Genomic DNA, 16,514 nt, shown 5'->3' with positions numbered 1-16,514 from the left:
CCTCCGATTCCGGCGCGATTCTCCGATCCCGGCGCAGCCCCGCGGGTGCCAGGCTGGACGGATGGACGACCTGCGCCTCGAACCGCTCCCCCCGACCCTCGAGGACTACCTGGACCTCCGCCGGCTCTCCGGGCTCACCCCCAAGCGGCCCGACCAAGGCGCTCCGGCCCTGACGAACAGCTGGGCCTGGCGGCGGATCGTGGATGCCACGGGCCGCTCGGTCGCGATGGGCCGGGTGGTCGGCGACGGCGGGTGGTACTTCCTCGTGGCCGACATGGCGACCCTCCCCGATTTCCAGCGGCGCGGCCTCGGCCGCCGCATCCTCGAGGGCCTGCTCGCGGACATCCGAGAGAAAGCCCCCGAGGGCGCCTACGTCACACTGCTGGCCGACCCGCCCGGGCAGCCGCTGTACCGCAGCCTGGGCTTCAGCGAGCCGACGTCGGGGTCGGTGACGATGCACCTCCTGATGAGCGCGTAGCCCGCACCGCCGCACGCCAGCCGAGCAGCACGTCGAGCACGACGAAGGCCGCGAGCGTGTACCCCACCAGCGGCAGGAACAGGCCGATGCCCACCGCGACCGCGAAGACGGCGGCGACGCCCCACCACGGCGCCCCGCGCAGCGCCCCGCGGGCAGGGGCGGCCGCGAACCCGCGCGTCGGGCGCCGCGTCCACCACATCCCGTAGCCGAGCGCGACGAGCGCGGCGATGCCGATCGCCAGGGCGAACAGCACGAGCTGGTTCGCCAGCCCGAACATCGTCCCCATGTGCAGGTCGACGCCCCACCGGGACAGCTTGGCCAGCAGCGGGAAGTCGGCGAAGTCCACCCGGTCGGTGACCTCCATCGTCGATCCGTCGATCGCCACGGCATCCACCTCCGTCGGGAAGCTGCGCTGGATCTCCTGCACGACCCACGCCCGGCCGGGCTCGGCCGGCGGACGGATCTCGACCTGACCGGTGTTCACGTTGATCCGCTGCGCGATCGCGAGCACGGCGTCGAACGTCGCGGGGTTGGCCGCCCCGGTGGGCGCCGTCGCGGCCCCGCCGTGGTGCGCGTGGTCTCCCCCTGTGGATGCCGCCCCGTCCAGCGTCGTCGTCCGCGACGGTGTGCCCTCGCCGACCGCGGTCCGCAGCTGCGACACGTTCGCGCCGGCGAACGTCGACCACGTGATCCCGGTCGCGGAGAGGAACAGCGCGCCGAGCACGACCCACACGCCGATCGGGGCGTGCCAGCCGAAGGCCCGGCGGTAGCCGCGGAGACCCCGGCGCGGGGCGAGGAGGTCCCGCCGGGCACGTCGGCTCTTCCGGAACCGCAGGATCCAGAGACCGAGACCGGCGAGCGCGACGATCCCGAGCCAGGATGCCGCCAGCTCGCTGTACCAGCGGCCGGCGTCGCCGAGGTGCAGCGACCGGTGCAGGTCGCTGATCCAGGTGCGCACGGGCAGCGCGCCGCTCGTGCCGTACGCGGTGAGCTCGCCGCGGATCTCCGCGGTCCCGGGGTCGACGAAGACCGCCCGCGTCTTGCTCTCGCCGAGGCTCGGGTCGGCGAACATCACGCGCGTGGTCTCGCCCCGTGCGGGCGCCGGACGCACCGCCACGGGAGAGGCGCCGTCGCCGACGTACTCCTCCGCCGCGGTGATCTGGTCGGCCAGGGGCAGCGCCGCCAGCGTGGACCCCGCCGTGAGCTCGTGCGCGTAAAGGGCGCGCTCGATCTGCGGCGTGACCGCGTACAGCGCTCCGCTCACCGCCGCCACGAGGATGAACGGCCCGATGAGCACTCCCGCGAAGAAGTGCAGCCGTCGCAGCAGCGCGGCGAACCACCCTCGGCGGCGCGGCGGAGCGGATGCCGCCCGGTCCGGCTCCGCGGCCTCGACCCGCTCGATCACGTCGGTCATGTCAGGATCCCTTCTCCGATGAAGCCGTTCTCCGCGCATCCCGGCGGCAGGGCGAAGACCGCCGAGCCGATGGGGGTCGTCCATTCGTTCAGCAGGTCGAGCTCGTCGAGGCGCCGCTGGATGGGGACGAACTGCCGGTCGATGTCGGCCTGGAACGAGACGAACAGCAGGCCGGCATCCGAGACCAGGCCCGCCGGCGGCGTCTGGTCGTAGTTGTAGCCGCGGCGGAAGATCCGCTGCGAGGGGTCGTCCGGCCGGGACCGGCGCAGGTGCGAGAACTCCGCGATGACGGGGAAGCCGAGCGCGTCCTTCGCGTTGAAGTCCGGCTCGTCGAACTCGTCCGTCCCGGTCAGGGGCGCGCCCGTCGCCTGGGTCCGGCCGACCGCCTGGTCGCGGCCCGGACGGTCCAGGTGGTCCCACGTGTCCAGGTCCATCGCGATGCGGCGGACGACCATGCCGGTCCCGCCGGCGAGCCAGCCGTCGCGCGCCCACACGACCTCGTCGAAGTCGCGGGTGCCGGGCACGGGGTTGGCGGTGCCGTCGACCTGGCCGAAGAGGTTGCGCATGGTCGTCCCCGGCCGGACGGTGCCGTGCGCCCGCCGGAACCCCTGCTGCACCCACCGCGGGGAGGCGAAGGCGCGCGCGTCCTTCAGCAGCATCCGGGTGGCGTGGGCGACGGTGACCGGGTCGTCCGCGGCGATCTGCAGCAGCAGGTCGCCGTCGCCGTACTCAGGGCGCAGGCGGTCGATCGCGAACGCCGGGAGCGGCCGCAGCCAGTCCGGTGCCGTCGCCCCCGCCCGAACGACGAGGCCCGGTCCGAAGCCGAACGTCACCGTGAGCCGGGCCGGGGCGACGGCCAGCTCGGGCTCCGTGTCGGCGAGCGCCCCCTCCCCGCGCGACAGCCGGACGGCGTCGTCGGTGAGGGTCCGCAGCAGACGGCGCAGCCCGTCCCGGTCCACGTCGGCGGCCAGGTCCAGCGCCACGAGGGTCGCGTGCGCCTGCGCGTCGGTGTCGATGCCGGCCTGGTGGGCACCGTGGAACGGCACGACGACGTCTCCGTTCAGGGGCGTCGAGGCCGCGGCATCCGTCCCCCCGGCCGAGACGGCCGCGTCGAGGCCGACGGCGGCCACCGCCCCCGCCCCGGCGACCGCGCCGCCGAGCAGGAACTGGCGCCGGGTGGCGCCGGCGGACCGCGGTCTCACTGGTCGCCGCCCTCGTAGGTCTCGTTCGCCCCCGCGAACTCCTTGACCGGGGCGGTGATCTCGGCGGTCGAGTCGTCGGAGAAGGTCAGCGTGATGGTGACCTCCTCGCCGGCGAGCAGCGGCGCGGTGGCGCCCATGATCATGAGGTGGTCGGCACCGGGCGCGAGCTCGCGGGTGCTGTGCGCCGGGATGGTGAACCCGCCCTCCACCTCCCGCATCACGCTCTGGCCGGACTCGTTCTGCACCGTCTCGTGCAGCTCGATCATCGACGCGGCGGGACTCGTCGCCGAGACGACGGTGATGTCGTTGTCGCCGTCGTTGACGAGCTCGCCGAACGCGGCCGTCATCTCGTCGGCCGGGGCCGCCTTGACCCACGCGTCGGTGGCGTGGAAGGCGGCCGCCTCGGGGACGGGCGTGGTGGACGCCTCTCCCCCGGCGCACCCGGACAGGGCGAGCGCGGCGACGACCGAGACGGCGACGGCGGGGAGGACACGGACGGACAGGGTGCGCAGAGACATGGGGAGAGGACCTTTCACGAGCGGCGTCCGCGCGCGGCGCGGCGGACGAAGAGGAGGACGAGGAACGCGACGACGGCGACGACGGCACCGGCGGCACCGACGAGGACCGGACGCGGGATGCCGCCGGCGTCGGCGGGAACGGACGCGGCGTCGTCGGCAGCGGCGGCGGTGGGGCTCGCCGCGGTCCGTTCGAGGGGCGCGCCGTCCCCCACCGTGAACGGGATGAGGCCGGAGATCGGGTGGCCGTCGCTGGAGACGACGCGCCAGCGCACCTCGTAGCCCGCGTCGGGCATGCCTTCCTGCAGCGGGACGGAGACGACACCGGATGCCACGACGGGATCCCCCGCGACCCAGTCGGTGCCGTCGCCGTCGGCGACCACCACCTCCGCGCCCATGTCGAGCACGTCGGCGGAGTAGGTCAGGGTGATCTCCTCGGGTGGGGAGGGCAGGTTCTCACCCGCGACGGGTGAGCTGGACAGGAGTTCGTCATGGGCGGATGCCGGGGCCACGGACGTCAGGACGACGACGACGGCCACGGCCATCCCGCCCAGGAGGGGACGGAGACGGTTCATGAATTTCGCTTTCGGACGGGGTCACCCGGGGCCGCTCGTCGTCCCACGCGGAGGACCGGCGGAGCGGCCGCGCGGCGGCACGGGGACGGTCGACGGGACGGGACCGCGTCGAGCGGTCGCCGGTCCGCACCGCACCGTCACACGTACGCCGTGGTGGCGCGGACGGTCAGGACCGTCGCGGACGCGGGCGGACGAGGCCGGCGCGCCGCGCCGGCGGGTGGAGGAAGGGGGATGCGACGGCGTCACGCCGAGGAGGGATCTCCACGGTCGTGCGGCCCGGGGGACGTCGGTCCGCGGGGGGACGGACGAGCCCGCTCGGACGCGCGTCAGCGGGCGCGCGTCGTCAGTGCGCGAGCGCGGGGGGACCGCGGCGGTCCGCGGTATCGGCCAGCAGCACCGCGACGGGGCGCAGCGGGGCGACGACGTCGGCGAGGACGCGACGAGCCGGGGCGGGTCCGAACGGCACGGTGACGCGCACGCGGGCGCGGAGCCAGGCGACGGCGCGCACGGCGAGGACGCGCAGCAGCGCGAGGGTGCGCTCACCCCGGTGCAGCGCGAGAACGGTCACCGCGGCGGCGACGGCGTGGCCGAGGAGCATGGCGGCATCCATCGGTCCGCTCGCGACCACCGGGTCCGTCGACACGGCCGCGACGCCGTGGACGTGACCGGCGGCGGCGTCGAAGCTGCCGAGGACGAAGAGGGTGTGGAAGAGCACCTGGCTCACGACGACCGCGAGCGAGTGACGCCACAGCGAGAGGCGGCGGCCGGCGAGGGCGCTGCACGCGACGAACGACAGCGCCAGGGGGACGGCGATGCCGACCCAGCCCGGCATCTCGCCGCCGGCCGTCACGTGCGAGAGCAGGGCGACGAAGGTGGCGACGGCTGCCGCGACGGCACCGCGAGCGACGCTCGTGACCCGGGCCTGTCGTCGCATGCGGTCCATTGTGTCAGTCCCGGGCCGGGATCGCCGCGCGGCGGGCGCCGCACCCGCCCCTAGGGTGGGCTCATGAACCGACCTCGCGCCGTCGTCGCCGGAGCCAGCGGATTCGTCGGACGCGCGGTCGTCGAGGCCCTCCGCGCCGACGGGTACGACGTCGACACCATCGGGCGGTCCGGCCCGGTGACCTGGTCCGACCCGGCGGCGATCGCCCGCACGGTCGACGGCGCGGACGTCCTCGTGAACCTCGCCGGCAAGATCGTCGCCTGCCGCTACACCGACGCCGCCCGCGACGAGATCCTCCGCTCCCGCGTGGACACGACCCGGGCGCTGCACGACGCCGTCCGCACCGCGGAGCACCCGCCCCGCGTGTGGATGAACGCGTCCACGGCCACGATCTACCGCCACGAGACCGAGCGTCCGAACGACGAACGGGACGGCATCCTGGGTTCGGGCTTCTCGGTCGACGTCGCGACGAGCTGGGAGCGCGCGTTCTTCGCCGGCGACCTGCCGGGCACCCGCCGCGTCGCGCTGCGCATGGCGATCGTCGTCGGCGACGGCCCGGCGACGCGCATGCTGCTGGCCCTGGCGCGGACCGGTCTGGGCGGCCCGCAGATCGACGGCTGGTGGTTCCCGCACCGCCGCTATCGCGGCATCGGCGCCCACCCGACGGGCCCGGTGCGGGCGCCCTGGTACCGGACCCGCGGCCGGCAGAGGTTCAGTTGGATCCACATCGACGACGTCGTGGCATCCCTCCGCTTCCTCCGCGATCGCGACGACATCTCCGGTCCGGTCAACCTCGCCGCGCCCGAGCCCGTCGACAACCGGACGCTCATGCGCGAGCTGCGCCGGGCGGTCGGGATGCCGGTGGGCCTTCCCGCCGGACGGTTCATGCTGGAGCCGGCGCTGGCCGTGCTGGGCGCCGAGCCCGAGATGGTCCTGAAGAGCCGCTGGGTCGTGCCCGGGGTGCTGCAGGAGGCGGGGTTCGCATTCCGCTATCCGCGTCTCGGACCGGCGTTGGACGCCGTCGTCGCCGCGCGCCGTCCCCGCCTGCGCGACCTGTTCTCGATCTGACCCGACCGCGGGCGCTCCCTCGCCCCCGCCCGCCGGCCGCGGGCTCCCCCGCCCGCCGGCCGCGGGCTCCCCTGCCCGCCGGCCGCGGGCTCCCCTGCCCGCCTCGTGTCAAGGCCTCGCTCCCGGAGGGGCCGCCGGGTCTACCGTCGGAGCAGGACACACCGGGAGGTCAGCATGGACCATCACGAAGCCGACGGGCACGGAAGCCACGACGCACACGAGCACGCGCCCGAGACGGGCGCGCACGGCACCGGACCGGACGAGGGCGCCTACACGGACGTCGAGCGCCCCGACGGCACCCGCGATCACGGCACCTCCGACCTCGCCGGCGAGTACGTCGACCGGGAGAACGCCGACGGCAGCGCCTCGCGTCCGCGCACGGACGAGCCCGGCGCCTACACCGACGTCGAGCTGCCCTCCGGCGACGAGGTCCGCGAGGACGTCGGCGACCCGGGCGAGTACACCGACCGCGACCGCTGACGCGTCATCGACGCAGCGTGTGCTCCGGATCGACGCGGTACGCCGCACGGTAGGCGGTCGCGAAGGCGGCGGCATCCGTGAATCCCCATCTCAGGGCGATCTCGGTCACCGTGGTCGCCCCGGGATCCCTATCGACGAGATCGGCGTGCGCCGCGCTCATGCGGGCGAGGGCGAGATAGTCCTCGGGAGTGGATGCCAACTGGCCGTTCGCCGCGAAGGCCCGGCGCAGCCCCGCCCTCGAGGTGCCCACCGCGGCGGCGGCGTCGTCGATGGTCACGGGCAGCGACGCGTGGTCGTCCATCCAGGCGGCCGCGGCGGCGTAGACGGAGGCCTGCTCCAGGGCGGAGGCGCGGCGCTCACGCGGATCCCCGACGAGGGGGAACGCCTCGAGGGTGGCGGCCGTGAGCGACCGGCGGACGTGGGCGCGGACGAGCGGCTCGTGCAGCAGGGGGGTCTGCGTCAGAGACCACCGCAGGGTGGCCAGCCAGTAGTCGCGCAGACGGCGCGAGACCGGGTGAAGCCCGTCGAAGCGCGCCTCCAGCTCGTCGTCGCCGTAGATGACGCGGGCAGCCTCGGTCAGACGCCGCGTGTCGAACGCGAGCAGCTGGATCTCGGTCCGATCAGGTCGGCCGATCATCTCGTGCCCGGGCTGGATGAGGGCGGGCTCGACGCTGAAGTCGCCGGAGTGCCGGCCGATGCGCCAGCCGTAGCCGGGGGTGGAGGTGGCGACGTAGAAGCGGTCCGCCTCGTACACGACCTCCGCGCGGCAGTCCCACACGAGGTTCCGCAAGGCGAACTCGTCGTCACCGACCGCCCGCTCCGCGAACGAGGCGGTGTCCGCCTGGACGTCGACGTGGCCGTAGGCCTGCTGCAACCACGTCAGCGTCTCGGTCACGTCGTCGGTGCGGACGTGCGTATCGAAGAACCCGGTCATTTCCCCCGCGCTCCACCGGCGTGGAGTCCGCACCGATAGTAATGGAATTGTCCGCCCCTCCCCGACGCGAGAGCAGCTCATGACCGACGACACCGAGATCCGCCCCATCCACCCCGACGATGCGGGAGAGGTCCTCACGATCCAGCGCGCCGCTTTCGCGAGCGAGGCGCGCATCTACGACGACGCCGACATGCCGCCCCTCACTCAGACGCTCGAGGAGCTCCGCGCCGAGCTCGTGGACAACCTCGGTTGCGTCGCCCTCGTCGGCCCGCGCATCGTCGGCGCCGTCCGGGCCCGGGCGGACGGCGACCTGCTCCTCATCGGCCGCCTCGCCATCGCCCCGGACCAGCAGGGCGGGGGCCTCGGCACGCAGCTGCTCGCCGCCGTGGAGGCGCGCGGTCGCGACGAGGCGGGGGCCACGACTGCCGAGCTCTTCACCGGCGGTCTCAGCGAGGCGAACCAGCACCTGTACGAGCGCGAGGGCTACGAGCGCAGCGAGGTCACCGACGACGGCGAGATCTACTACCGCAAGTCCCTCGCCTGAGCCCGGCGCCCGCCCCCGCGCCGCACACGCTCCCGCACCAGGCGGCGCGCCCGCGACAGGCCGATCCCCGCTCGATCCGCCTGTCCCCGTGGCATCCCCTGTTCTCGCCGGGCACGCGAAAGGGCCGCCGCCCGCGAACGGACGACGGCCCCGACGGCTGCGGCTTACGGCGTGGGCATGCCGCCGTTGACGTTGAGCGTCTCGCCGATGACGTAGCTGGACTCCGCCGAGGCGAGGTACACGTACGCGGGGGCGAGCTCGGCCGGCTGACCCATGCGGCCGAGCGGCGTCTCCTCGCCGAACTCGTCGACCTTCTCGTCGGGCTGACCGTCGGTGACCTGCAGCGGCGTCCAGATCGGTCCGGGCGCGACGGCGTTCACGCGGATGCCCTTCGGCGCGAGCTGCTGGCCCAGCGCCTTCGTGAAGGTGTTGATGGTCGCCTTGGTGGAGGCGTAGTCCACGAGGATCGGCGCGGGCGAGTACGCCTGGATCGACGTGGTGTTGATGATGGTCGAGCCCGGCTTCAGGTGCGGCACGGCCTCCTTGCAGATCCAGAACATCGCGTACACGTTGGTCTTGAACGTGTCGTCGAACTGCTCGTCGGTCAGCGTGGTGACGTCCTCGTTGAAGATCTGCTTGCCGCCGTTGTTCACGACGATGTCCAGGCCGCCGAGGCCCTCGACCGCCTCCTTCACGAGGGTGCGGGCGTACTCGCGCTCGCGCAGGTCGCCGGGGATCTGGACCACGGTCGCGCCGGCCTCGCGCAGGATGCCGGCGATGCGGTCGGCATCCACCTTCTCCTCCGGCAGGTACGACATCGCGACCGAGGCGCCCTCGCGCGCGAACGCGATCGCTGTCGCCGCACCGATGCCCGAGTCGGCCCCGGTGATGAGCGCCTTGCGGCCGGTCAGGCGACCGCTGCCTTCGTAGGTGTCCTCCCCGAGGGCCGCCTTCGGCGTGAGCTCGGCGTCGAGGCCGGGCTCCGGCTGGTCCTGCGCCTTCGGGTCGATGTCGGCATACAGTTTGGCCGGGTCCGTGAAGGTGTACTGGTTGCTCATGGCGAGTCCTTTCCTGGAGGGGGATGGATGCCAGGGCGAGAAGCCCCGGACGTGGTGGGGTCAGCGGTCGCCGAGCTCGGCGGCATCCACGAGCTCGCGGATCACCAGCGCGGCGTTGATCAGGGCGAGATGGCTGAGCGCCTGCGGGAGGTTGCCCCAGAAGGCCCCGTCGGACTCGGCGATCATCTCGGAGTAGACGCCCACATCGTTGCCCTGCGCGACGAGGGCGTCCATGGCCTTGACGGCCTCTTCATGGCGGCCGACGCAGGCGAGGGCGGTCGCTCGCCAGAACGCGCACGCGACGAAGGTCTGCTCCTCCTGGTCCATGCCGGTGTACCGGTAGAGCAGGTGGTTCTCGGTGCCGAGGCGGTCGGAGACGGCGTCGAGGGTCTTGGACATCCGTTCGCCACGGTCGAAGCCGGTCGGCGCGTGCAGGAGGACGGAGGCATCCAGGTCCTCGCTCCCGGGATGGATGACGTAGGACTGCAGCTTCTCGGACCAGCAGTGCTCGCCGACCCAGGCGTGGATGCGATCGCGCTCGGCGCGCCAGCGGTCGCCGTTGTCGGGGATGTGGCCGTTCTGCGCCAGCCACTGCGCGTCGTCGAGGGCCTTCCAGCAGCCCATCTTCGACGAGGTGTAGTGGCGCAGCTCGGGCAGCTCCCACATGCCGGAGTCCTCGCGGCGCCAGAGGTCGCACGTGCGATCGGCGACGTCGGCGAGGAGGCGCCCCGTCTGCGTGTCGAGGCGGTTGCCGGCCTCGACATAGGTGCGGCACAGCGCGATGAGGTCGCCGTAGACACCGAGCTGCAGCTGCCCCTGCGCGGGGTTCCCGGTGACGACGGGCTGGCTGCCGTTCCACCCGGGCACCTCGTGCTTCTCGAGGCCGATCTCGGCGTCGCCGTCGAGGGTGTACATCACCTGCACCTCGGGGCCGTTCTTGCGGATGGTCCGCAGGAGCCACGAGATGGCCGCGTGCGTCTCCTCCCGCAGGCCGAAGCCGACCCACGCGTGCGCGGTGTAGGCGAGGTCGCGGACCCAGGCGTAGCGGTAGTCCCAGTTCTTGCCGCCGCGGGGGTTCTCGGGCAGCGAGGTCGTCGCGGCCGCCGCGATCGCGCCGGTGGGGCTGAACAGCAGAAGCTTCAGGGCCAGGGCGCTGCGCTGCACGTCGTCGGCCCACGGTCCGTCGTAGGAGAACTCGTCGGACCACATCTGCCATCCGCGGATCGTGCGGTCGATGCCGCGGTCGACGTTCTGCGCGTTCGGGACGCGCAGAGGCTCCCCCTCGGTCGCGGCGATGACCAGCAGGTGCCGGGACCCCGTCGACGTCGTGAAGCCGCCGTCGATGCTCTCGTTGCCGGCATCCGGGTCGCCGTGGAGTCCGTGCTCGTGTCCGACGACGGCGAGCGAGACGTGCCCGACGCGCATGACCGAGAAGCCGTCGATGCGTTCGGTCCAGGGCGCGGCGGAGCGCAGCATGGTGCCCGGCTGCACGCACCACTCGAACTCGACCTCGCCCGAGACGCCCTCCACGCGGCGTGCGAGCTCCGCCCAGGGCAGTCGCCCGGCGATGCCGGTGACCATCGCGTCGGTCAGCGTCGCGACGCCCGTCTCGGTGGTGAACGTCGTCTCGAGGACGTTGGTCCGCGGGATGTAGCGGCGCGAGACCTCGTAGTCGCCGACCGGTGCGAGCTGGATGCAGCCGCCGGCCGACTCGTCGACGAGGCGCGCGAACACCGGACGCGAGTGGATGTTCGGCAGCGGCAGCCAGTCCACCGACCCGTCGAGCCCGATGAGGGCGACCGTGCGCCCGTCGCCGATGGCGGCGTAGTCGCGCAGCGGTCGGGACGGCTGATCGGGCTCGATGGGCACGTCTTCACGCTAGGAACGCCGTCGCGGGCCCGGGGCGGGGTTGTCGTTTGGGTTCCGAGAGGCTACGGGGCTCCGGATGCCGCCTGGTGTGTGTGCCGTGCGCCATGCGCGTGCCGTGCGCGTGCGCCGTGCGCCGTGCGCGTGCGCCGTGTGCCGTGTGCCGTGCGCGTGCCGTGCGCGTGCGCCGTGTGGGTGCCCGCCGCCCCTGACGCACCTGCGCGTCGTGCAGTCTGCAGGACGACCGGGCGTCCCGCCGCCCCATGCGCCCCACCCGCTGCCACCAGCCCCACCGGTCCTGCACACACGCGCAGAAGCCGGTCGACGGGGCCTGCCGACCGCGAGCGACACGCCCACGGCGGCGGCTACCGCGCGTCCGCCGGTCCCGCAACCCCCGGCCCAGGGAGAGGACGGCGACCTAACGTCGTGGTCGACCGCGAAGGAAAGGAATCCGCATGTCCACCACCCAGGAGTCCCCCACCAAGAACCGCCGCCGTCCGGCCCGCGGCGGGAGCGGCGCGGAGACGACGTCGGAGCAGAACGCCGAGAGCGGTTTCCAGGCGTCCGAGCAGCTGACCGACAGCCTGCAGCGCGTTCTCATCGACCTCATCGAGCTGTCCATCCAGGGCAAGCAGGCCCACTGGAACGTCGTGGGCAAGAACTTCCGCGACACCCACCTGCAGCTGGACGAGATCATCGACGCTGCCCGCGAGTTCAGCGACACCGTCGCCGAGCGCATGCGCTCGCTGCACGCGCTGCCCGACGGCCGCAGCGACACCATCGCCGAGACGACCACCCTGCCCGAGTTCCCGCAGGGCGAGGTCGACACGGCCGAGGTCGTCGACCTCATCACCGAGCGCATCGACGCCACCGTGGGCACCGTCCGCGAGGTCCACGACGACGTCGACGACGAGGACCCCACCAGCGCCGACATCCTGCACGGCATCCTCGAGCGCCTCGAGCAGCTCTCCTGGATGGTCAGCGCCGAGAACCGCGTCGCGCGCAGCTGACCTTCACCGATTCAGATCGGATGCCGGGGCCTCAGGGTCCCGGCATCCGTCGTTCGTGCGCGTGGTCGGTTTCGCCAGGCTTCCGTCCCGCTCCGGGCGGCCGGAATCAGTGCGAGGCGATGAGCAGCGGCGGCCGCCCGCCCTCGATCCGGTCGATCGCCGCCTTGATGGCGAGAATGCTCATCTGGATGGACAGCAGCGTGGTGTCGATCTGACGCATCCGTTCGTCCATGCGGTCGAAACGCTCGTCCATGCGGTCCATCCGCGCCTCGGCGCGGTCCATGCGCCGCTCGAGCCGCTCGAAGCGCTGGTCCACCTGTTCGAAGCGCCGGTCCGTGCGCCGCTCGAGACGGTCGAGCATCCACTTCATCCCCCCGAGGATCGTGGCGGCGAAGGTCAGCAGGAGGGCGCTCAGGGCGATGACCGCCTGCGTGGCGTCGATGGTCATGGTCGTCCTCTCCCTCGGTGTGCGGATGGGTCGACGGTAGCCGCGGCGTCGCCGTGCGCTCAAGCGGATCGCGCTTTCGGTGGAGAAGATCACCCGCACCTCCCCTGTGGAGGAGAGGTGGCCGACCCTCGACCTCACCGCAGCGTCCGCCGTCGCAGCCGCGCCGTCCGCTGACGCAGCTGCACCGTCCGCCGCCGCGTCGTCGCCGGGCGTTCCGGGCCCCGTCCGATAGCGTCGAGGAACGGATGAGACGGGGGCCTCATGGAAGATCTGCACGACGCACGCGCCACGCGCCGGACACCGACCGGGTGGTTCCTGCTCTTCGGAGCGGCCGGCGGCGTCGCCGGGCTCCTCCCGTGGCTCGCATCGGGACCCTTCCTGCCGCTGCAGAACCTCGGCGAGGGACAGGACCCCTCCCGCCCGGGCCCGTTCGTGCTGCTGCCGTACAGCCAGTACTCGATCATCACGATCATCGTGCTGCTCGTAGTCGGCGGTGTGCTGGCCGGCGTCCTGGCCCGATCCCGCGGCGCGCGTCCCGGCGTCGGACGGTCGCTCGCGACGGTGGCGGGTGTCGTCGTGGTCCAGGTCGCGGCGGTCGTGCAGACGGCCGTGACCACGCGGGCCGTGCTGCAGGAGCGGGACGAGTCCGCGGTCTACCTCCTGCTGCTCACGGCTGTGGCGGTCCTCGCCGCCGTGGTCGCCGCGGTGGCGTGCCTGCTCGTCGCGGCCGCTCCGCGCGCCGGGGCCGGGATCGGGCTCATGGTCGGAGCCGCGGCCGCGGGTTCCTGGCTCGGCGTCCTCCTCTTCCCGCCGTTCTCGTACGAGTCGCCGTTCTCGGCCCTCATCCCGATGCTCACCTACGTCTCCCCCGTTCTCGTGGGGCTGGCGATCGCCTGGACGGGGGTGGCATCCGTCGGTCGGGTGATCGCGGCGCTCGTCGGCCTCGGGCTGGTGTGGCTCGTGCCCGCGCTCACCACCGCGATCGCCTCCGCCGCCGGCACCCGGGTACTGGCGCGCGACCTGCCCGGCATGGCGGAGTACGGGATCTCGGTGTTCCGGTCGGCGTCGACGATCCCCGAGATCGTCGCGCCCCCGCTCGTCACGGCGGTCGTCGTGGCGGTGGCGGGCCTCATCGTCCGGGGGCTCCTGGCCTTCCGCCGTCGGCGCGCCGCCTCGCCGGTCCCCACCGCGCACGGCTGACCCGCGCCCCCAGAGCCGGAACCCCGCACAACCGGAACCCCCATGGCCGGAACCCGGAACCCCCCACGACCGGAACCCGCAGGACCAGAACCTCCGCAGGACCAAACCCCCGCAGGACCCCCCCGGACGCCCTATAGCCGCAGCACCTCGGTGACGCGGACGACCGCCGTCCCCTCCTCCTCGGAGGCGGCGAGGTCGACCTCGGCGCGGATGCGCCAGTCGTGGTCCCCGGCCGGGTCGTCGATCGTCTGCTCCACCCGCCAGACGCCGTCGGACGCCGTTGATTCGTCGATGTCCACGAGCGCCGACGAGCGCGCGGCTCCCCCGGTCCCGATCGCGTCGTGCTCCTCGAAGTACCCGTCGAGCACGCCCGGCCAGTCGACGTCGGGGTCGAGCTCGACGAGCTCGTCGTCGCGCTGCAGCGCGGCCAGCTGCACGCGCCGGAACATCTCGTTGCGCACGAGCACGACGAACGCGCGCCGGTTGGTGAGGATCGACGGCGGGGCCGGCGGCACCACCGGCGCGTCCGGGTCGTCAGCGGGATTGATGAGCTGCTCCCACTCGTCGACGAGGCTCGAGTCGACCTGCCGCACGAGCTCGCCGAGCCACGCGATGAGGTCCAGCAGGTCGGGCGTCTGCGCATCGACGGGCACCGTCTGGCGGATGGCTCGGTACGCATCGCTGAGATAACGCAGCACCAGGCCCTCGCTGCGGGCGAGCTGATACAGCGAGACGTATTCGCCGAACGAGCACGCCCGTTCGAACATGTCGCGGACGACCGACTTCGGCGACAGCTCGAAGTCGCGCACCCACGGCTGGCTCGACGCGAACACCTCGTAGGCCTGCGCGAGCAGGTCCTCCAGCGGCTTCGGCCAGGTGATCTCCTCGAGCCGCTCCATGCGCTCGTCGTACTCGATGCCCTCGCGCTTCATCGCCGCCACGGCCTCGCCGCGGGCGCGGAACTGTTGCTGCGACAGGATCGGACGCGGGTCGTCGAGCGTCGCCTCGATGACGCTGACGACGTCGAGCGCGTAGTGCCCCGTGCCGACCGACGACGCCGGAGGCGTGGCATCCGGTCCCCGTCCGAGCTCGACCTCGGGGTCGAGCATCTCGATCGCGGCGAGCGCGAACGGCGACAGCGGCTGATTGAGGGCGAAGTTCGGCTGCAGGTCGACGGTGAGATGGATGCCGCCGGCGTCGGCCTCGACCACGCCGGCCTGCACGAGGGTGCGGAAGATCGCGAGGGCCCGACGCGCGAGCTCGTACCGGCGGGGGCGGGGCTCGTGGTTGTCGAAGACGAGGGAGCGGACGTTGCCGAAGACGTCGCCGCCGCGGGCGATGACGTTGATGAGCATCGCGGCGGTCAGCTTCATCTGCGGCTGCAGCGGCTCGGGCTCGGCGGCGACGAGGCGGTCGTAGCTCTGCTCGGTCCAGTTGACGAAGCCCTGCGGCGCCTTCTTGCGCACGATCTTCTTCTGCTTCTTGAGATCGTCGCCGGCCTTGAGGATCTGCGCCGCGTTCTCGATCTCGTGGTCCGGCGCCATGACGACGACCGTGCCCGCCGTGTCGTACCCCGCGCGGCCCGCGCGCCCGGCGATCTGGTGGAACTCGCGTGCCGTGAGCTGCCGCATGCGCTGGCCGTCGTACTTGGTGAGCGCGGTCATGAGCACGGTGCGGATGGGCACGTTGATGCCGACGCCGAGGGTGTCCGTGCCGCAGATGACCCGCAGCAGCCCGCGCTGGGCGAGCGTCTCGACGAGGCGGCGGTACCGCGGGAGCATCCCGGCGTGGTGCACGCCGATCCCCGCACGGACGTAGCGCGAGAGGGTCTTGCCGAACCCGGTGGTGAAGCGGAACCCGCCGATGGCCTCGGCGATCTCGTCGCGCTGTTCGCGCGTGATGATGCGGATGGACGACAGCGCCTGCGCCCGCTCCATCGCCGCGGCCTGCGAGAAGTGCACGACGTAGATGGGCGCCTGCTTGGTGTCGAGCAGCTCCTGCACCGTCTCGTGCACCGGCGTGCGGGCGTACTCGAAGTGCAGCGGCACGGGACGTTCGACGCCGGTGACCCGGGCGGTGGGGCGACCGGTCCGGCGGGACAGGTCGTCGGCGATGTCGGTGACGTCGCCGAGGGTCGCCGACATCAGCACGAACTGCGCGCGCGGGAGCAGCAGCAACGGCACCTGCCACGCCCAGCCGCGGTCGGGCTCGCCGTAGTAGTGGAACTCGTCCATCACCACCTGCGCCACGTCGGCGTCCGCCCCCTGGCGGAGGGCGAGGTTCGCGAGGATCTCGGCGGTGCAGCAGATGATGGGCGCGTCGGCGTTGACCGAGGAGTCGCCCGTCACCATCCCGACGTTCTCGGCGCCGAAGACGTCGACGAGCGCGAAGAACTTCTCGCTCACCAGCGCCTTGATCGGCGCCGTGTAATAGGTGCGACCGCCCCGGGCGAGGGATGCCGCGTGTGCGGCCACCGCGACCAGCGACTTGCCGGTGCCGGTCGGGGTCGACAGGATGACGTTCGCCCCTGACACGATCTCGATGACCGCCTCGTCCTGGGCGGGGTACAGCGTGAGCCCGCGCCCGGCCGCCCAGTCGACGAAGCCCAGGTAGGCGGCATCCGGATCGGCGCCGACGGGCACGTGGTCGAGGAGGGAGGTCACCGGTCCAGCCTCTCATCCACACCGCCCCTGCCGGATGCAAGCCCACCGGTCCGGACGCGCGCCATTCCTAGACTCGGCGTGTCGATCACCCCTCGACGACCGCCCGCTCCCGCGGC

16 protein-coding genes are annotated in these 16,514 nt (G+C 72.8%); 6 read left to right on the top strand and 10 right to left on the bottom strand.

The genetic code is table 11. The features are described from left to right. The first annotated feature begins 61 nt into the window (after window positions 1-61). On the top strand, window positions 62-478 hold the full coding sequence (locus MRBLMI1_RS13300; protein ID WP_367733647.1) for a GNAT family N-acetyltransferase: 417 nt from the start codon (window positions 62-64) through the stop codon (window positions 476-478). Here MRBLMI1_RS13300 and MRBLMI1_RS13295 read toward each other — a convergent pair. From MRBLMI1_RS13295 to MRBLMI1_RS13275, 5 genes are all read right to left on the bottom strand, one after another. Next, on the bottom strand, window positions 426-1,892 hold the full coding sequence (locus MRBLMI1_RS13295) for a PepSY-associated TM helix domain-containing protein (RefSeq protein WP_367733645.1): 1,467 nt from the start codon (window positions 1,890-1,892) through the stop codon (window positions 426-428). The genes MRBLMI1_RS13300 and MRBLMI1_RS13295 overlap by 53 nt on opposite strands. Then, the gene (locus MRBLMI1_RS13290) at window positions 1,889-3,094 is read right to left on the bottom strand and encodes a Dyp-type peroxidase (RefSeq protein ID WP_367733643.1); all 1,206 of its coding nucleotides are present in this window, start codon (window positions 3,092-3,094) and stop codon (window positions 1,889-1,891) included. The genes MRBLMI1_RS13295 and MRBLMI1_RS13290 overlap by 4 nt, the downstream gene beginning before the upstream one ends. After that, entirely contained in the window at window positions 3,091-3,612 is a 522-nt protein-coding gene (locus MRBLMI1_RS13285; protein ID WP_367733641.1) for a copper chaperone PCu(A)C, read from the bottom strand. The genes MRBLMI1_RS13290 and MRBLMI1_RS13285 overlap by 4 nt, the downstream gene beginning before the upstream one ends. Window positions 3,613-3,626: 14 nt before the next feature. Then, entirely contained in the window at window positions 3,627-4,184 is a 558-nt protein-coding gene (locus MRBLMI1_RS13280; RefSeq protein ID WP_367733639.1) for a copper resistance CopC family protein, read from the bottom strand. A 343-nt stretch (window positions 4,185-4,527) separates the two neighbouring features. Beyond that, window positions 4,528-5,118, bottom strand: coding sequence for a hypothetical protein (locus MRBLMI1_RS13275; RefSeq protein ID WP_367733638.1), 591 nt, complete (start codon window positions 5,116-5,118; stop codon window positions 4,528-4,530). A 72-nt stretch (window positions 5,119-5,190) separates the two neighbouring features. Between MRBLMI1_RS13275 and MRBLMI1_RS13270 the strand changes: the two genes are divergently transcribed. Both MRBLMI1_RS13270 and MRBLMI1_RS13265 read left to right on the top strand, forming a co-directional pair. Further along, a complete protein-coding gene (locus MRBLMI1_RS13270; protein WP_367733637.1) occupies window positions 5,191-6,195 on the top strand; it encodes an epimerase in 1,005 nt (334 codons plus the stop codon). A gap of 174 nt (window positions 6,196-6,369) precedes the next feature. Next, a complete protein-coding gene (locus MRBLMI1_RS13265) occupies window positions 6,370-6,675 on the top strand; it encodes a hypothetical protein (protein ID WP_367733636.1) in 306 nt (101 codons plus the stop codon). 4 nt (window positions 6,676-6,679) lie between these two features. On the opposite strand, the gene MRBLMI1_RS13260 is transcribed toward MRBLMI1_RS13265, so the two are convergent. Next, window positions 6,680-7,609, bottom strand: coding sequence for a helix-turn-helix transcriptional regulator (locus MRBLMI1_RS13260; RefSeq protein WP_367733635.1), 930 nt, complete (start codon window positions 7,607-7,609; stop codon window positions 6,680-6,682). A gap of 79 nt (window positions 7,610-7,688) precedes the next feature. Between MRBLMI1_RS13260 and MRBLMI1_RS13255 the strand changes: the two genes are divergently transcribed. After that, complete coding sequence (locus MRBLMI1_RS13255) at window positions 7,689-8,153, top strand: GNAT family N-acetyltransferase (protein WP_367733634.1); 465 nt, start codon at window positions 7,689-7,691, stop codon at window positions 8,151-8,153. A gap of 164 nt (window positions 8,154-8,317) precedes the next feature. Here MRBLMI1_RS13255 and MRBLMI1_RS13250 read toward each other — a convergent pair whose 3' ends face one another. Continuing rightward, window positions 8,318-9,211, bottom strand: a complete 894-nt coding sequence (locus tag MRBLMI1_RS13250) for an SDR family oxidoreductase (RefSeq protein ID WP_367733633.1) — start codon at window positions 9,209-9,211, stop codon at window positions 8,318-8,320. 60 nt (window positions 9,212-9,271) lie between these two features. Next, complete coding sequence (locus MRBLMI1_RS13245) at window positions 9,272-11,080, bottom strand: glycoside hydrolase family 15 protein (RefSeq protein ID WP_367733632.1); 1,809 nt, start codon at window positions 11,078-11,080, stop codon at window positions 9,272-9,274. 452 nt (window positions 11,081-11,532) lie between these two features. Between MRBLMI1_RS13245 and MRBLMI1_RS13240 the strand changes: the two genes are divergently transcribed. Then, window positions 11,533-12,087, top strand: coding sequence for a Dps family protein (locus tag MRBLMI1_RS13240; protein WP_367733631.1), 555 nt, complete (start codon window positions 11,533-11,535; stop codon window positions 12,085-12,087). Window positions 12,088-12,193: 106 nt separating this feature from the next. Here MRBLMI1_RS13240 and MRBLMI1_RS13235 read toward each other — a convergent pair whose 3' ends face one another. Beyond that, a complete protein-coding gene (locus tag MRBLMI1_RS13235; protein WP_367733630.1) occupies window positions 12,194-12,535 on the bottom strand; it encodes a hypothetical protein in 342 nt (113 codons plus the stop codon). Window positions 12,536-12,796: 261 nt separating this feature from the next. Here MRBLMI1_RS13235 and MRBLMI1_RS13230 point away from each other — a divergent pair, with 261 nt between their 5' ends. After that, entirely contained in the window at window positions 12,797-13,735 is a 939-nt protein-coding gene (locus MRBLMI1_RS13230) for a hypothetical protein (protein WP_367733629.1), read from the top strand. Window positions 13,736-13,866: 131 nt separating this feature from the next. Here the strand turns inward: MRBLMI1_RS13230 and MRBLMI1_RS13225 are convergent, their stop codons facing one another. Then, entirely contained in the window at window positions 13,867-16,398 is a 2,532-nt protein-coding gene (locus tag MRBLMI1_RS13225; protein WP_367733628.1) for a DEAD/DEAH box helicase, read from the bottom strand. Window positions 16,399-16,514: the final 116 nt, after the last annotated feature.

Source organism: Microbacterium sp. LMI1-1-1.1, from assembly GCF_040815675.1.
In the GTDB taxonomy this organism is placed as follows: domain Bacteria; phylum Actinomycetota; class Actinomycetes; order Actinomycetales; family Microbacteriaceae; genus Microbacterium.
Note: the sequence above shows the minus strand (reverse complement) of the source record. Positions and strands in the feature narration are given on the sequence as shown.

Bases quoted from the DNA above. Each gene is read 5' to 3' on its own strand.
- MRBLMI1_RS13300 (WP_367733647.1), top strand. From the start codon at position 62: ATGGACGACCTGCGCCTCGAACCGCTCCCCCCGACCCTCGAGGACTAC.
- MRBLMI1_RS13295 (WP_367733645.1), bottom strand. From the start codon at position 1,892: ATGACCGACGTGATCGAGCGGGTCGAGGCCGCGGAGCCGGACCGGGCG.
- MRBLMI1_RS13285 (WP_367733641.1), bottom strand. From the start codon at position 3,612: ATGTCTCTGCGCACCCTGTCCGTCCGTGTCCTCCCCGCCGTCGCCGTC.
- MRBLMI1_RS13280 (WP_367733639.1), bottom strand. From the start codon at position 4,184: ATGAACCGTCTCCGTCCCCTCCTGGGCGGGATGGCCGTGGCCGTCGTC.
- MRBLMI1_RS13275 (WP_367733638.1), bottom strand. From the start codon at position 5,118: ATGCGACGACAGGCCCGGGTCACGAGCGTCGCTCGCGGTGCCGTCGCG.
- MRBLMI1_RS13270 (WP_367733637.1), top strand. From the start codon at position 5,191: ATGAACCGACCTCGCGCCGTCGTCGCCGGAGCCAGCGGATTCGTCGGA.
- MRBLMI1_RS13265 (WP_367733636.1), top strand. From the start codon at position 6,370: ATGGACCATCACGAAGCCGACGGGCACGGAAGCCACGACGCACACGAG.
- MRBLMI1_RS13260 (WP_367733635.1), bottom strand. From the start codon at position 7,609: ATGACCGGGTTCTTCGATACGCACGTCCGCACCGACGACGTGACCGAG.
- MRBLMI1_RS13255 (WP_367733634.1), top strand. From the start codon at position 7,689: ATGACCGACGACACCGAGATCCGCCCCATCCACCCCGACGATGCGGGA.
- MRBLMI1_RS13250 (WP_367733633.1), bottom strand. From the start codon at position 9,211: ATGAGCAACCAGTACACCTTCACGGACCCGGCCAAACTGTATGCCGAC.
- MRBLMI1_RS13240 (WP_367733631.1), top strand. From the start codon at position 11,533: ATGTCCACCACCCAGGAGTCCCCCACCAAGAACCGCCGCCGTCCGGCC.
- MRBLMI1_RS13235 (WP_367733630.1), bottom strand. From the start codon at position 12,535: ATGACCATCGACGCCACGCAGGCGGTCATCGCCCTGAGCGCCCTCCTG.
- MRBLMI1_RS13230 (WP_367733629.1), top strand. From the start codon at position 12,797: ATGGAAGATCTGCACGACGCACGCGCCACGCGCCGGACACCGACCGGG.